The following is a 14,990-nucleotide window of genomic DNA, read 5'->3' as shown; positions in this document are numbered from 1 at the left end:
GCACCGAAGCACGGGGCCACCTGAATGGACGGCCGGGGTCCCTGGGTCGGGTCCCTAGCAGCAGTCGGACAGCCAGGACGTCTCCGCCATCCTGCTGCTCTCGCTCCTCTGCGTCTCGCTGGCGATGCGTCGCTCGGACTTCCGCACCTCACGGTTGATGCGTGCCTTGGCCACGTTCGCGTGGTGCTGGATGCGGGACTTCGCCTCGCTTGCCTCGGCCTCGACCTGCTCCTGGGCACCGAGCGGACTCTGCTCGCCGCGCACGAACCGCGACGGCAGGAGCTCGCTCGAGAACCGCGCGCTGCGGTACTGGAACGAGATCGGCTCGCTCACGAACCGTTCGCTCTGGAAGTACCGCGGGCTTGAGAACTCGGGCTGGAAGCTGACCGAGACATTCATCGGCTCGGCGAGGACCGGCTGCGCGATCACAGGCTGCGCGATGACCCGCTGTGCGAGCACCGGCTGTGAGATGACCGGCTGTGAGATGACCGGCGTGGAGACCGTGGACACTTCGGACAGCTGAAGCGGCAGCGCGATCTCGGAAGCCGAGTAGGACGACTCGACGACTTCGGCGCAGTCTTCCCACCCGCTGGTCGCGGCGAAGGCGGGTCCGCTGAGCAGCGCGACGCCGCCGGCCGTCAGCGTAGAGGCGCAGAGAGCCAGGGCGAGTCGACTGGATTTCCGATGCATGTTCCCTCCTTTGGCCCGGGTCGGGCTCAGGCAGGTCAGGACGCCAGGTTTTCCTGGGCCCTGGAATGGCCGAGGAGTTTCCACCCCACTCCCCCATCGCCATAACGGCGAAAATGATTGATCGGGACAAAAGGGGGTGAATTTTCTCGGGCGCAATCACCCCCGAGCGGCCATATTCCGATCCTTAATCGTGCTGTCCCGACGCGTCTAGGCCACTTGATGCAAGTGTTTCCACTGGCATCCCAGGAAGTGACTTACCGTAGGCATGCCCCAAAGATCCTCCAGCACGCTCTTTCTGGGCTCTTGGCGGGCAGGGGAGACTGCGGTTGCTCTCGAGCCGCCGACCGATCAGACCTGCCGCCGGCGGAGGGGGATACCGCGGCCGACGGCGGTGAGGAGCCCGGCATGCGCGGTGAGCGTGCTGCCCGGCACCGCGTCCCGCGAGGTGCCGCGCGCGCCCGTACGACCTCGTGGGGGACGGGGCGAAAGAGCCGGGCCGACGGCAGACCGTCGTGACCGGCCATCAAGCCACCCTCCTGACAGAGATCCATACCAGGTCCTGACAGAGGGTTCTTTGTTAGGAAACTTTCCTTTATATTGACCTCACTACCCCCCAGCGAAGGAAGCACGACATGCGCAAACTGTTCGCGCCCCTGGCGGGACTCGCCGTCGCCGCCACATCGGTGGTGGTCATGGCCTCGCCCGCTTCGGCCCACGGCTACATCTCGGACCCGCCGAGCAGGCAGGCCTGGTGCGCCATGGGCAAGGTCCCCAACTGCGGGCAGATCATCTGGGAGCCGGCCAGCGTCGAAGGGCCCAAGGGTCAGCGCAACTGCAGCGCCGGCGATGCCCGGTGGTCTCCGCTCGACGACGACAGCAAGCCGTGGCCGGTCACCACGGTCGGCAGCACGGTCAACTTCCAGTGGCGGATCGAAGCCCGGCACTCCACCAGCACATGGGACTACTACGTCGGCAACGAGCGGATCGCCCAGTTCAACGACCGCGGCAGGCTGCCCGGTTCCACCGTCACGCACACGGTGAACCTGGGCAACAGGACCGGCCGGATCAAGCTGCTCGCGATCTGGAACATCGCCGACACGGCGATGGCCTTCTACAACTGCGTCGACCTCCAGGTCGGCCCCGGCGGCCCGGGCATCCCCACCCCCACCCCCACGCCGACCCCGAGGCCGACTCCCACCCCGACCCCGCCCCCGAGCCCCAGCCCCACGCCGAGGCCGACCCCGACGCCCACGCCGACTCCTCCGACGACCCCCGGCGGCGCCTGGACCGCCGGCACGCCCTACAAGACCGGCGACCTGGTCACCTACAACGGCCGCACCTACCGGTGCATCCAGGGGCACACCGCGCTGACCGGTTGGGAGCCGCCGAACGTCCCGGCGCTCTGGCAGGCCGTCTGACCTTTCCTCAATCGACCCGGTAGATCACCGAGTCACCGCCAGCGGGCGTCCCGTGTCCGCGCACAGCACGGGACGCCCGCTCCTGACTCAGCCCATCGCCGTGGTAGCCCATTCCTGAGCGAGCACCTTGGTCTGCTCCAACACCAGCTTGACCGCCTCAGTCTGGCCGTCCGGCGGATATCCATGCTTGGCCAGCAGATATCTGACCTTGCTGCGCAGCTTGGCCTGTACCTGAGCCCGTTCCATCCAGTCCACCACAGCGTCACCTCGGATGGCTTCGACAAGTTCACGGGCGATCACTACCAAAGCCGCGTCACCAAGGACTTCTTTAGCCGACTCGTTCGCCGCCACCGCGTCGAAAAACGCGAGTTCCGGTTCCGTGAGTCCCATCCTGACGGCACGCTCCCGGTCCGCCTGGAGTTCACGCGCGAGTTCGATCAGTCGTTCAATGATCTGTGCTGAGCCCAGCGCCTGGTTGGTGTATCTGTTCATGGCGGCGCTGATCCGTTTTGAGAACATCTCCTCGATCTTGGAAGTGACGGCGTTCCTGCGGACCAGGTTGAGACGATTCGCCTCGCGGTTCTCCTCTTCGATCCTGCGCCGCAGGGCTTCGATCGCCAGATTGGGCCGCATGCTCTGCCTGAAGCGCTCGATGAACACCTCATCGAGCCGGGTGATGTCGGGCTTCTCGATCCCCGCTGCGGTATAGATGTCCACCACCTCGCCGAAGTCGAGAGCCTGCGCAGCGAGTTCCCGAAGAGCGATTTCGATCTCCTGCGTCGTTGCCAGCCCTCTGGCCCGTCGACCATCCTCGTCGAACTTGGCCATGTATACGCGTACCGAGTCGAAGAACCTGATGTCCGCCATCAGCGGCATGACACGCTCATGGGTAGGACACAGAGTGAGCGCGGCGGACATGGTCCGGTACGCCTGTGCGAACCGCTTGGGTAACGTCTCCAATCTGGCTTCACGATCCTGCGCCTCTCTGATCGGGTCGCGGAGGTAGTCCACGGCACCGAGAGCGGCCTCGACGTGAGCTCTCCGACGGCCCGAGTCCCGCACCGAACGCCACTCGCAACCCGACAGGATGCCGCAGATGACATCGTGCCGCTCAACGACCAGATCGGCCGCGGATGCGATCGCGTCTCCGACCGTACGCTCACGTTGATCCCTGACGGTGTACTGAGCGAGCGCCTGGGTGAGGCTTTCGGCGATGCCGAGGTAGTCCACGACCAGCCCGGCGTCCTTCTCCTTGAACCGGCGGTTGACCCGGGCAACGGCCTGCATGAGGGCCGCTCCACGCATCGGCTTGTCGATGTAGAGCGTATGCAGTGGCGGCGAGTCGAAGCCTGTGAGCCACATGTCGCGGACGATGACCAACTCAAGCTCGTCGTCCGCGTCTACGGCACGACGTTGGATCTCCTTGAGATGCGCCGCGCTCCGGCTGTGCTGTGACACTGAGGCCTTATCGGACGGCCGCGAGGTATAAACGACCTTGATCGTTCCCTTGTCGTCGTCCGGGTGGTGCCATTGAGGGCGGAGCTTGATGATCTCCTCATAAAGACGCGCGCAGACCAGTCGCGAAAAGCAGACGATCATGCCCTTGCCTCGGTGACCGGTGGTCTTCTTCATCCCCTCGCGACGGCGCTCCCAGTGATCGATCACATCCGCCGCGACCTTGGCCAGCCGGCCGTCAGCCTGGATCATCTCCTCATAAATACTGAAAGCGTGCTGTGCCTCCCGCCGCTCGTCCTCGTCGAGTTCGGCGGTCACATCGTCAACCCGCTCATCGATCTGCACAGGGTCCACGTCGGCCCGCCAACGGACGGGGATGTGCCGGTTCTCGTAGTACACCTTGACCGTCGCGCCGTCTTGAACGGCTCTTGTGAGGTCGTATACATCGATCACAGGACCAAAGACCGCCTCAGTATTGGCCCCGGCGGTAGCGATCGGCGTGCCCGTAAAGGCGATGAACGTGGCATTGGGAAGGGCCTGCCGCAGGTTCTTCGCCAGCCCATCGATGAATCGGTAGTGACTGCGATGCGCTTCATCAACGATCACGACGATATTTCGGCGATCCGATAGCAGCGGATGATCGGTGATGCTAGCCTCCCGCTCCTCCTTCGACAGGCTGAACTTCTGTAAGGTGGAGAAGACGATGCCACCTGTCGGTCGCTGAATCAGTTCCCGGCGTAACCCCTCCCGCGATGCAACCTGAACCGGCGACTCGCCCAGCAACTCACTTGCCGCGAACTCCTCGAAGAGCTGATTGTCCAGATCAGTACGGTCAGTGAGCACCACGATCGTGGGGTTCCCAAGTGCGGGCTGTTGGAGAATCTTCGCTGCGTAAAATTCCATTTCCAGGCTCTTGCCCGAGCCCTGCGTATGCCAGACGACCCCCGCCCTGCCGTCCCTTGCCGCAGCGAGAAGTGTTCTACTCACTGCCAGATTGACCGCATGGAACTGGTGGGCCTTGGCGACGCGCTTGATTCCTCCGTTCTTCCTGGAGAAGGAAATGAAGTTGGCGATGATGTCAATGAATCGAGGGGGATCGAAAAGCCCAGCAATCAGCACTTCCAGCGCAGCCCCATGCGCGATCTGGACGCGCTGCCCCTCTTCGTCGGTGTTCCACGGTGCCATGTGCTCCCAGGGAGTGAACGGCGTGCCGTATCTGGCCGTGATCCCGTCACTCGCGATCACAATGGCGGGCAGGGCGAAGCCGACCGGGCCGAACTCTCTGACGTATGTCTGGAGTTGGCGGTATGCGGACTCCGTCGTGCCGTACGGATCATCGGCCTTCTTCAGTTCGAAGACCGCCAGCGGCAGCCCGTTCACATAGCAGACGATGTCGAACCGGCGATGATGCCGGCCGTGCTTGATGATGACCTGGTTGACCGCGAGAAACTCGTTGGCGCTTGGATTTTCGAAATCCAGCAGCCATGCGGTCCGGTTCTGCTCCCGGCCATGCGCATCCCGGTAGGAAACGGTGACACCGCGGGTCAACCGCTCATGCATGAGACGGTTCGCGCTGAACGCACGCTGCGACTCCCGGCGCAACATCTGGGCGATCACGTCATCCACGGCCACGCTCGGGAGGGCCGGGTTGATCCGCTCGATCGCCTGCCGGAGTCGCGGCCCAATGATCAGTTCGTCCCAGGACGGCCGCTGCGCCGGATCGGCGCCAGGCGCTATCTCAGTGCCCTTGACCGGCAACCAGTCCCACTCGGCCAGCCACTCGAGAGCGTACTGCTCCCAGTCTTCCTCAGTCGGAGGCCGACCCGGCTTACCCATTACGCCTCGTCTCCTACCTCAGCTATTCGTCACCGACCCCCGATGGTCCTACCTGATCAGCCATGCATCATGCTGACAATTCCAGCCGATGCCACCTTCATGCGAAGTCAGACCATGCCTTCTACGAGGCCTTCCGCATCCTTGATACGGATCTCACCTGAAATCAGCTTCGGCAGCAATGCGTCTCTAAGCTCAGCCAAGGTTTGGTTCTCTCGCTGTGCCCGGAAGATGTTGTTGTGCAGGGACCGTAGAAGCTTGGCAAGCTGCTCTCGCCTACCTTCTCTCGGCAACCTGATCGGCCAGCTTGGAAGCTCCTTCAAGGGGATCCGATCCACGGTGGCGCCATGGATGGCCCGCCGCTGGATCGTCTCCTGGAACTCTCTTCCGAGAAAAGCATGTAGTAGCAACTCCGGTTGAATCGCTCCATGCCGAACTCTCATGAGAGCCATCCTCCGCCCCAAACATCCGCGCACACCCGGCGGCATCAAAGCAGCGGCACCCAGGCGTGTCTCATAAGAGAACAGCACATCACCTGCCGCCGGAGTGACGCGACGCGTCCATTTGACGAAGTCATCCTCAGAAAGGTGTGCCGACTCCGTCAGTTTCAGCAAGCCGTTTTCCAGACTCGATATACTGAGAAACCACGGACCATCCTCAGTCTTCGTAGGGGTCGCATGCGGCCCATCAAAAACGTCGGCAGCCTCACCTATAGTCAGGGTAACGGTAGACTGATCTTTCTGCATTACGGCCGAGAAGCCGATAGCAGCAAGTCCAAGCGATGTCGAGGCAATGTGCCCGTTAACGGTCATTTTTTTCTCGAGCACGCCTAGAACGCTACATGCCGCGTCTTGCCGTCGACGAGACGGTAGAGATACCCTCAGAGACTTGATGTCAGACAGGTTTAAATAGTCAGCCATATCCGTCTGACCCTTGAAGGCTGCGGCCTGACGTCGAAAATATTCGCTCCTAAACCAAAAATATAGATATCTTGACGATATTATCGGATTTGGCGACGTTCGGAAATAGCAAACCTGCGGACTGTAGGCGAATCCGACGTGATCATCAGAAATGACCGCCACCCGGCCAACGGTTCCCTTAGTCGTGAGAACCACGTCACCCAGCCGGGAGATCTTAGAGCCAATAACGGTGCGATATTCATCTCGGATGAAATCCGAGCCCCCTGGCACTATTTCTCCATCCAACACTTCTGCCACTCTTAAAATTGGCAGGCCGGGTTGACCATACTCGGTGGCCTTTGTCCGATAGCCGTCTCCGAATTCTAGATATCCCCTGCTCGCAAGCTCCCCGATTGTCATCTCCGTGAAATCAGACATCAAGCCTCCCGAGTTGGTCGTTTACTTCGGCTTGAAGGCGATCGGATTCGGCGAAATAGGATTGGAGTTCTTTTGTCAAGCGAGCAAACTTGTCGGCTAGGGGCACGGTGTCTGCTTCGGCGACAGCCGTACCGACGTAGCGGCCGGGAGTAAGGATGAAGTCGTGCTGCTTGATCTCGTCAAGGGACGCGGAGTAGCTGAAGCCGGCGTCATCGACGTACACGTCGTCTGAGGTGCCGCGCCAGGCGTGGTAGGTGCCCGCGACCTCGGCGATCTCCTCATCCGTGAGCACGCGTTCGGTACGGCTGCGCATCTCGCCCATGTCGCGGGCATCGATGAACAGCACCTCGCCGCGCCGGTCGTTCAGCCCCTGGGACGGGCCCTTGTCGCGAGCCAGGAACCACAAACACGCGGGGATCTGCGTGTTGCGGAACAACTGCGGCGGCAGCGCGATCAGGCAGGAGATCAGGTCATCCTCAACCATCGCACGCCGGATCTCACCTTCACCCGACTGCTTCGACGACATCGATCCGTTGGCCAGAACGATCCCGGCCCGTCCTCGGGGTGAGAGCTTGGAGGCGATGTGTTGGAGCCAGGCGAAGTTGGCGTTGCCCACCGGCGGCACGCCGTACTTCCAGCGCGGATCCATCCCAAGCCGTTCGCCGCCCCAGTCGGAGATGTTGAACGGCGGGTTGGCCAGCACGACATCGGCCCGCAGATCAGGGTGGCGATCCTCATGGAACGTATCGCCCCACTCCTCACCGAGGTTGGCACCGATGCCGTGAATGGCGAGATTCATCTTGCCAAGCCGCCAAGTGTTCTGGTTGAGCTCCTGCCCGAAGACCGAGATATCGAGGGGACGCCCGCCATGAGACTCGATGAATCGCTCCGCCTGCACGAACATGCCGCCGGACCCGCAACATGGGTCGTAGACCCGTTCACGCGGACGCGGTTCCAGCACCTCGACAAGCAACCTCACGACGCTGGCCGGGGTGTAAAATTCGCCCCCGCGCTTACCCTCCGCTTTGGCGAACATCTCCAGGAAGTACTCGTACGTCTCGCCGAGTAGATCGCGCGCCTTCTTCGGCTGATCCCGGAAACCGACGCGCCCGATGAGGTCGATCAGCTCACCCAGGCGCCGTTGGTCCACAGAGGTCCGGTTGAAGATCTTCGGGAGGACGCCTTCGAGATCGGGGTTCTTCTTCTCAATCGCGACCATCGCGGAGTCGATGACCTCGCCGATCGACATCTCCCCGGGAGGGTTCTTTGCCCGCGCGGCGACCTGGTCATATCGTGCGAGTTCGGGGACGTAGAAGACTCCCTCTCCGATATAGGCGTCCGGGTCATCCAACAGCTCGGCTGCGGTGTCGCCGGTTATCCCGTCGTCCGTCAGTTGCCGGGCGATCTGCTCGCGACGCTCTTCGAACGCGTCAGAGACGTACTTGAGGAAGACCAGGCCGAGCACGAAATGCTTGTACTCGGCGGCGTCCATGCTGCCCCGCAGCTTGTCGGCCGCCTTCCATAAGGTGTCCTTGATGTCCGCGGCCGGCGCCGTACGGCGTGATGCTGCCACCGGGCTCCCTTCACCTGTCGTAGTCGAGCTTCCCTGCCGGTCGAATCACACCGTCCACGATCCCTGCGACGAGGGCGGCCTCGAATTCTTCCAGGGCCGTGAGCTTACGCCGCAGGTCGGCCCCCCGCTCGGCGACAGACCTCAGCACCCGGTCCAGGGATGCGACCTCGTGTGGTTCCAGCGTGGGCACCTCCACCTCGCGCAGATTCACCCTCCGCACCAGTCCTCCATTGGTACGCGACGAGTCCCCGGTCGCGTTGAGCAGCGCCGCCAGGATATGCGGCGTCATCCAATCGGGATCTTGAGGAGCGATGCCATCTTGACGAGCAGGCCGGCCAGGATCCCGAACGATCCTCAGTACCTGTGCCGGGGCCATGACCACTTTCCCGCCCTCAGCATCAACGAAGGCGCGAACAGGATCAACACTCAATGCGATCACGTCGCCTGGTTGCGTCTGCCTGACGGCCTTGAACTTGCCTAGATCTAGAACGTCGAGACCACGCTGCCCGATCGGTATCTCGCTACGTAACTCCTCCCTGCCAACGACCGTGATCCCTCCCTCACGGACCAACTCGGCTGGGATACGGTATCCGGCCAGCACCGTGAGTCGTCCCGACCGTACGTAGTCGCCCAGCTTGCCGGCTTGCCGCTTGTCAAGGGCGGACAGAAGCGGTGTGTGCAGAAGGGGCTCGTCGTCGGGGAAGCAGCGAGCGAGCATACGTTGGGCATCGAGGAGTGCGTCGGCCGTGCGCTCAATGTTCTGAGTTCGCGTGGCGGAGGGAAGCAGGGACACCCGATCGTCGCAGCCCTCAGCGTCAACCAAACCGAACCCGTCGGGAATCTCCTCGGGCCGCTCGTCCAGGAACGCGGCTATCCGCTCGGCCCAGTGCCGCCCCAGCCTCTCGGCCTCGGCCAGCACGATCGTCCGGTTACTACCCTCTGCTTGGTCCAGCACGACGAGTGCGAGCGCTGCCCCGACCCTGAAAGAGTTGCTGCGAGGAGGGAGCTGTATCACGGCCCGGATCAGACCCGCTTGGGCCATCTCGGCCCGGGTTCGCGCGGACCTCTCCTGCAAGCCAGTCCTTTGCAGTGACCATGCAGGCACCACGATGCATGCCATGCCGCCTGTCGTCAGATGCCGATGCGCGAGCCGTACCCAATCGAAGGGGCCGTAGGGCTGATCCGCATGCTCAACGGGTACGAACGGCGGATCCGCGACCACCAGATCGGCTTTGATCTCGGATCTCCCGTTGAAGGCGTTGCCCTGCAACAAGTCCACATCAAGACCATGAGACAAGAAACGTAACTGGAGCGTCCGCAGGGCGTGCCCGTCGCTGTCGGCCGCCGTGACTCGCATGTGCCGGTGACTTCGAGGTGAAACAGCCTTCAGCAGAAGGGATCCGATGCCCGCCGCGGGATCGTAAACCGTATGCCATGAGTGCGACGCGCATAGCTTGACGATCAGATCACAGATGGGGCCAGGCGTGACGGTCGAACGAAAGGCCGCATCGACACGATCGGCCTGCTCGATCAGGCGCTCCGCTACATCAGCGGGCCGCATCTCGCCCAGCATGTCTGCAAGGACACGACCAAGAGGAGAGCTTTCGGCATCCGCTTCAGCAAGATAAGGCTTGAACAGATCACTCAAGTCTGGACGGATACATCGGATCTGCTGGTATGCCCCCCGGCCAGGCACCCGCTCCAACAAGGAGCTTGCCGCAGCCAACGCGAGCCCACGGATGATGAGTTCGTCTCCGGGCATCGCCTGACGGAGAGCGGTGATCGAACGAAGGCGCAACCCTTCGCGGAAACGTTCGCCGTACGTCACAGGGTCGCCCGGCTCCTGTTCCTTCTGCGGGAGCCAGCGCCTGTCCAGCCACTGAGCGATTTGATCCGAGTCGAACAAGGGTCGGCGAGCGTCGTCTACGACTGGTAAAGGAAAGTCCTTGTGTCTGCGCCGCCAGTTGCTCACCGCGGCCCGCTCCACACCAGCATACTTGGCGATCTCACCCATGCTGATCTCTACGCCCACCGCCGTCCCTCAGATCCGAGGCGGCAGCGTGCCGTCCAACACGCCGCTCTTCCGATCGAGCACCTCTTTCATCCGGCTGAACCTGTCGATGCAGCGGGCCGCCTCTGGCGAGACGTATCCGAGGACACGCAAGAGGGTTTGGTAGTCAGCGGCGAGGTGGCGCGCGTGGATCGGCTCGCAATGGGCAATCCGATTCCTCAGCGCGCGCAGGTTGTAGACGTCGTCGTGGAGCGGACCACGCAGACCTGAGTAGCCCGGAAACGCTCGGCGAAGTGCTGGCCGCCAGAGATGAGTCTCGTAGTTGTTGCTAGCGGCGAGGAGTGACTCCCAGAAGCCTAGGGAAAGGCTTGACACGACGTCCCCAGGCGTAGGCGCAGGACGGCGCCTAGAGGGCCTAGCCGCCTCTTGGATCTTGTCGACCGCATGAGGCGTGAGGCGGATGGAGGCTGAGTTCCACCAGTCCACACGACCGAAGTGCGACCTTAGCTCACGATCCAACGCGTTACGGAGGACAACCTCGAACCCTTGAAACGGCCCGAGAAGAGCTCCGGAGATCTCCGTGTTCCAGGCGTAGAGTCGCAGTGCGGTGGACGGATCTCCTCCGCAGGCGCTCAGGTAAGGAGCAAACCTCTCCTGGGAGAGGATCTCACAGATGAGCTTCGCCTCGTCCTGGTTCATTGCACCTCCCATGTCGGAGGAGCGTGAGCTAAGATAGCTCACGTCGGCCCCGGGTATCGCCTCTGCCAATGCATGCGACCCGGGGCAAGCTCTTTTCCGGGCCGGTCACTCCCGCACACCGCCCCCGGCTTCTCGGGGTTCATGGTGTCCCTGCAAAGATCTACCAGAACAATAGCAGACAAGCGTGCGGTATGCCGCGAATGCGTTAAGCCCTCTTAACAAGGTGTCGCGAGATTTGGCGAAAGCCGCCAAAACGACAAAACGACTCATAGTCGGGCATACCTACACAACCTTGGGTCTCTGGGTTATGACATGCGTCAGTTCAGAGTCCGGCTATCGTGGCCGCGTCGGCCCCGGGTATCGCCTCTGCCAGCGCATGGGGCCCGGGGCAAGCCTGCCTATGAGCCAGTTCCACGCGGCTGAGTACATCGCCGGGGACAGATAAAGGTCGCTATTCCTCGCACGCGCCAAGTCCCGCGCCTACCCTGAAAGCGCGAGACGGCAGGAAGGACAGGGATTTGCGCGATGGCGACACCACCCTCGGTCAGCGCCTGCGGGCGTTGCGTATGGAACGCGGATACAGCCAGCAGGAGCTCGCCGGGCGCGCGGGCGTGAGCGTCGACCTGGTGTCGATGCTGGAACGCGATGTCCGAGAGTCGATGTCATGGGCATCCATGATCAAGCTGGCTCGCGCTCTCGACGTCGATCCCGGCGCGCTGGCTGGGAAGTCACCGCATCTGGAGCCGGTGCCCGGTGCGGCGGTGCTCACCGTACGAGACACCGTCATCAACCCCGGCTTGCTACCTGGCCTGCACCCTGACCACGATGGCGAGCCCGCCACACCTGCCGACCTGTGGCGGCTGGTGGAGAAAGCGTACGGCGCCTACTTCGCAGGTGAGTTCGGCGTCTTGGCAGCCGACCTGCCGAATCTCATCGGCGAGTGTCGCCTGCTGGAGTCGTCCGACCCGGCCACCGCAGCCACGCCGCTCGCGCACGCCTGGCAGCTCGCCGCCTGCCTGCTCGTGCACACCGGCCGGGACGATGCGGCGGCAATCGCCGCCGAGCGAGCGATTCACGCGGGCCGCAACGGAGACGACCCCTGGCGGTTGGCCACCCTGTACGGCACCTACTCCTGGGTGATGTTGCATCAGGGCCGGCTAGAGGCGGCAGAAAAGCTCGCCGCCGACACCGCCGACGGCATCGAGCCGTCCCTGTCGCGGACCAAGCCACAGCAACTCACCGCCTGGGGCGGGCTGATCCTGCACGCCGCCGTTGCCAGCGGTGCCCGTGGCGACCGAGCGCGGGCTGAGGAATATCTGCGTGTCGCCACCGCCGGGGCCACCCGCGCCGACGCAGACCGGCATGATTACTGGGTCAGCTTCGGACCGTCCCATGTCGCTGTGCAGACCGCACACATCATGACCGCGCTCCGCCGACCCGATACCGCCCTCAAGGCTTCCGCCCGGATCCAGCGCGCCGACCTGTTCCCCGTGCAGTACGGACGTCACCTCCTCAACGTCGGCCGGTCCCTCCTGGAGCAACGCCGTACCGATGAGGCGATCGAGGCGACCTCCCGAGCCCGCGATCTGTCCCCGGAGTGGTTCCGCCACCAGGGATTCGCCCGCTCGCTGGTGTCCGACCTGGTGGCGCGGAAGGCAAGGTTGACCACGCCGTTGCGGGACCTCGTGCAGACGATCGGCCACCTGTCCTGACCCGTACATCTTGTACGGCTCCGCCGCCCTGCGCCGACGAGATCGGACAGGGCATCCCTGTGGCATGACTTTTAGTGACCATACGGTCGCTGTATGAAAAGAGACGCCAGCAGCCTCCACTACTTTGGAGATCCTGACGAGGATGAGCTGCATCGGATACGCGAGCGCTACCCGGGCTGGAAGGTCTGGCGCGGGCAGAGCGAGAAGCGGGAGCTGTGCGGCTGGTACGCCACCCGCACGCACGACCTGACGAACGAGCAGTTCCGGCGGGGCATGCGCCGCACGCTGGACGCCGACACGTCTGTTGAGCTGACTGAGCTGCTCGACGAGCAGCAGCGGCTCGCGCAGGCACTGTGATCGGCTGGCTCGGATGGCAACGAAACCACGCACCATGGGCGCGAGTGAGATCTTCCCAGCCTGCCTTGGCCTGCATGGACAGGTGGGCTGATGTTCATTCGCCGCACCGACCGCACTCGGGACGAGCCTGAGGTACACGAAACCGAGCGCTTGATCGCCTGCCGCGCACAGCAGATGTGGCTAGACCTCCTTCTCGGTCTTGCCCGCTAAACCGCCCTGCCGGTCGCTTGTTGGCCGCGATCGGCGAGGCTGAGCGGCCTCCCCACCCGCCTGAGGGGCTTCAGGGGGCCGCCCGTCCAAACAGCCCGCCTGCCGCGCTTCCCCCGTGGCGGCAGGCGGGCTCCAACCGGCCCCGAGGTCTGAAGGTGCGCGCCTCGGGGCCTCCGCCCGCCATGATGAGGGGCATGAGCACCGATTCGACGAGGTCATCGCGAAGCCGGGTCACCGAGTTCGAGGCCGGTGACTCGGCAGCCACAGCGCGGGAGGCGCCACACCAGCGCGAGCAGGAAGAGATCGCGCAGTTCAAAGGGATGATCGCCAAGGCCGAGCGTGGTGAGTTCCCCGCGCTCTCCTTTACCGATCCTGACGATATGTACCGTCACTTCGGCGTCACCCGCGATGGTGCGGAGCCTGCGTGATTTGGGGTTTGTCGAACAGCGTGTTGTCGATTACTAGATCCACCAGCCGCAGCGGGTCGACCTCGGCGATGTAGAGGCGTTCAGCCGGCAGGTAGCGGTCGCGGTGGACGGCCTCGGCCTGGGAGCCGGCCCAGTCCTGGTCGCGGTCGGCCCCGCGGCGAATCGACGTCTCGGGAGACACGTCCAGCCAGATGCGGAAGTCCCAGTGCTCGTCGATCTCGGGACGGAACGCGAAGACGCCGTCGACGATCAGGACGGCGTCCGGCGCGGCGGGCGTCACCACCGATGAGTGGTCCACCTGCGTCAAGGGGTCGATTGCGCACAACACCGCCTGCCCCGAGCCGTACGGGCCGCAGCCGCCCGTCGCCGATTGCCAGAATACGCTCCGCGACCTGCTTGACCAGTGCCACCCGCTCTGGTGACGCAGGAGCAGAACAGAGCTGCTGCCAAGTAGAGACCGGCATACGCACGTCCGTCCGGCGCGAGGTCATGAATGAAGCCTATGCGCTGTGATCTTCGGCTTCCATGGCAGGAGATCTTTGCAATCCACTTCAGCGGACCTGCGCGTTGCGCAGGTGGTCCAGGCCGAGCGGGGCCGGCGGTGGCAGAGGATCGGCCGGGTCGGCGTGATCGACCTGGAAGGCCTGGAGCAGGTAGGCGACGAGCCGGCGGGAGGCGGCCAGCGCGGTTTCCGTGGGACCGGACGCGATGCCGCGGTTGGCCATGAGAACGAGCGTGAGGTCCGCCACTTCGAAGTCGGCGCGCAGCCTCCCGGCCGCCTTGGCCCGCCGCGTCAACTCGGTCAGCCCGCGCTCGGCGCGCGTGCGCTCCCGTTCGTAGTCGATCGCGTCCGGGAAGGCCGTCAGAAACGCCGCGGTGAATCCCCGATCTACGACCTGCATGGCACATACCTTCTCGATCATCGTACGGAAGCCCCGCCATGCGTCGGGGTCGGCGAGAGCGTCATCGAAGGTCTTCGCGCATGCGGCGAACTGATCGGCGAACACTTCCGTGACCAGCGACTCCCGGGTGGGAAAGCGCCGGTAGAGCGTGGCCACGCCGACCCCGGCCCGGCGGGCTATCGCGGCCATCGGCACGTCGATCCCGAGCTCGGCGAACGCCTCGCGGGCGGCTTGGAGGATGCGCTCGCGGTTGTGCCGCGCATCCGCGCGCAGCCCCGTCGGTCCGGCGGGCGCGGCGGCATGCGACAACCGAGAGGAATTCGCTGGCATATTTCTCACATTAGCCTAAGTGGAAGCACCTCTCC

The 14,990-nt window shown here is 63.8% G+C and carries 12 protein-coding genes; 4 read left to right on the top strand and 8 right to left on the bottom strand.

Annotated features, from left to right (window positions below; translation table 11 throughout):
• Nucleotides 1-54: 54 nt before the first annotated feature.
• A complete protein-coding gene (locus Mth01_RS07385) occupies nucleotides 55-690 on the bottom strand; it encodes a hypothetical protein (protein WP_204013426.1) in 636 nt (211 codons plus the stop codon).
• A gap of 632 nt (nucleotides 691-1,322) precedes the next feature.
• Here Mth01_RS07385 and Mth01_RS07380 point away from each other — a divergent pair.
• Entirely contained in the window at nucleotides 1,323-2,108 is a 786-nt protein-coding gene (locus Mth01_RS07380) for a lytic polysaccharide monooxygenase (protein ID WP_204013423.1), read from the top strand.
• A gap of 87 nt (nucleotides 2,109-2,195) precedes the next feature.
• Here Mth01_RS07380 and Mth01_RS07375 read toward each other — a convergent pair whose 3' ends face one another.
• The 5 genes from Mth01_RS07375 to Mth01_RS07355 all read right to left on the bottom strand — a co-directional run bounded on the left by Mth01_RS07375 (nucleotide 2,196) and on the right by Mth01_RS07355 (nucleotide 11,016).
• Entirely contained in the window at nucleotides 2,196-5,399 is a 3,204-nt protein-coding gene (locus Mth01_RS07375) for a type I restriction endonuclease subunit R (RefSeq protein WP_204013421.1), read from the bottom strand.
• Nucleotides 5,400-5,506: 107 nt separating this feature from the next.
• The gene (locus Mth01_RS07370) at nucleotides 5,507-6,733 is read right to left on the bottom strand and encodes a restriction endonuclease subunit S (RefSeq protein WP_204013419.1); all 1,227 of its coding nucleotides are present in this window, start codon (nucleotides 6,731-6,733) and stop codon (nucleotides 5,507-5,509) included.
• Nucleotides 6,726-8,306 (bottom strand): class I SAM-dependent DNA methyltransferase, encoded by a 1,581-nt coding sequence (locus tag Mth01_RS07365; protein WP_239089452.1) that lies wholly within the window; start codon nucleotides 8,304-8,306, stop codon nucleotides 6,726-6,728. The genes Mth01_RS07370 and Mth01_RS07365 overlap by 8 nt, the downstream gene beginning before the upstream one ends.
• 10 nt (nucleotides 8,307-8,316) lie before the next feature.
• Entirely contained in the window at nucleotides 8,317-10,320 is a 2,004-nt protein-coding gene (locus Mth01_RS07360) for an N-6 DNA methylase (protein ID WP_204013416.1), read from the bottom strand.
• Between the two features lie 27 nt (nucleotides 10,321-10,347).
• Complete coding sequence (locus Mth01_RS07355; protein WP_204013414.1) at nucleotides 10,348-11,016, bottom strand: hypothetical protein; 669 nt, start codon at nucleotides 11,014-11,016, stop codon at nucleotides 10,348-10,350.
• Nucleotides 11,017-11,534: 518 nt separating this feature from the next.
• Between Mth01_RS07355 and Mth01_RS07350 the strand changes: the two genes are divergently transcribed.
• The 3 genes from Mth01_RS07350 to Mth01_RS07340 all read left to right on the top strand — a co-directional run bounded on the left by Mth01_RS07350 (nucleotide 11,535) and on the right by Mth01_RS07340 (nucleotide 13,723).
• Entirely contained in the window at nucleotides 11,535-12,728 is a 1,194-nt protein-coding gene (locus Mth01_RS07350) for a helix-turn-helix domain-containing protein (RefSeq protein WP_204013412.1), read from the top strand.
• Nucleotides 12,729-12,821: 93 nt separating this feature from the next.
• Complete coding sequence (locus Mth01_RS07345) at nucleotides 12,822-13,085, top strand: hypothetical protein (protein WP_239089451.1); 264 nt, start codon at nucleotides 12,822-12,824, stop codon at nucleotides 13,083-13,085.
• A gap of 404 nt (nucleotides 13,086-13,489) precedes the next feature.
• Nucleotides 13,490-13,723 (top strand): hypothetical protein, encoded by a 234-nt coding sequence (locus Mth01_RS07340; protein ID WP_204013409.1) that lies wholly within the window; start codon nucleotides 13,490-13,492, stop codon nucleotides 13,721-13,723.
• On the opposite strand, the gene Mth01_RS07335 is transcribed toward Mth01_RS07340, so the two are convergent.
• Together Mth01_RS07335 and Mth01_RS07330 are read right to left on the bottom strand one after the other, a co-directional pair.
• Nucleotides 13,695-14,030: a nucleoside/nucleotide kinase family protein gene (locus Mth01_RS07335; RefSeq protein ID WP_204013406.1), complete on the bottom strand. Its 336-nt coding sequence runs from the start codon at nucleotides 14,028-14,030 to the stop codon at nucleotides 13,695-13,697. The genes Mth01_RS07340 and Mth01_RS07335 overlap by 29 nt on opposite strands.
• A gap of 244 nt (nucleotides 14,031-14,274) precedes the next feature.
• Entirely contained in the window at nucleotides 14,275-14,955 is a 681-nt protein-coding gene (locus Mth01_RS07330) for a TetR/AcrR family transcriptional regulator (protein WP_204013403.1), read from the bottom strand.
• Between the last annotated feature and the right edge of the window lie 35 nt (nucleotides 14,956-14,990).

It is taken from the genome of Sphaerimonospora thailandensis, assembly GCF_016863115.1.
Taxonomy (GTDB): Bacteria; Actinomycetota; Actinomycetes; order Streptosporangiales; family Streptosporangiaceae; genus Sphaerimonospora; species Sphaerimonospora cavernae.
Note: the sequence above shows the minus strand (reverse complement) of the source record. Positions and strands in the feature narration are given on the sequence as shown.

Excerpts from the sequence above, each read along its gene's own strand:
- Mth01_RS07385 (WP_204013426.1), bottom strand. The coding sequence starts at position 690 with ATGCATCGGAAATCCAGTCGACTCGCCCTGGCTCTCTGCGCCTCTACG.
- Mth01_RS07380 (WP_204013423.1), top strand. The coding sequence starts at position 1,323 with ATGCGCAAACTGTTCGCGCCCCTGGCGGGACTCGCCGTCGCCGCCACA.
- Mth01_RS07375 (WP_204013421.1), bottom strand. The coding sequence starts at position 5,399 with ATGGGTAAGCCGGGTCGGCCTCCGACTGAGGAAGACTGGGAGCAGTAC.
- Mth01_RS07370 (WP_204013419.1), bottom strand. The coding sequence starts at position 6,733 with ATGTCTGATTTCACGGAGATGACAATCGGGGAGCTTGCGAGCAGGGGA.
- Mth01_RS07360 (WP_204013416.1), bottom strand. The coding sequence starts at position 10,320 with ATGGGTGAGATCGCCAAGTATGCTGGTGTGGAGCGGGCCGCGGTGAGC.
- Mth01_RS07355 (WP_204013414.1), bottom strand. The coding sequence starts at position 11,016 with ATGAACCAGGACGAGGCGAAGCTCATCTGTGAGATCCTCTCCCAGGAG.
- Mth01_RS07345 (WP_239089451.1), top strand. The coding sequence starts at position 12,822 with ATGAAAAGAGACGCCAGCAGCCTCCACTACTTTGGAGATCCTGACGAG.
- Mth01_RS07340 (WP_204013409.1), top strand. The coding sequence starts at position 13,490 with ATGAGCACCGATTCGACGAGGTCATCGCGAAGCCGGGTCACCGAGTTC.
- Mth01_RS07330 (WP_204013403.1), bottom strand. The coding sequence starts at position 14,955 with ATGCCAGCGAATTCCTCTCGGTTGTCGCATGCCGCCGCGCCCGCCGGA.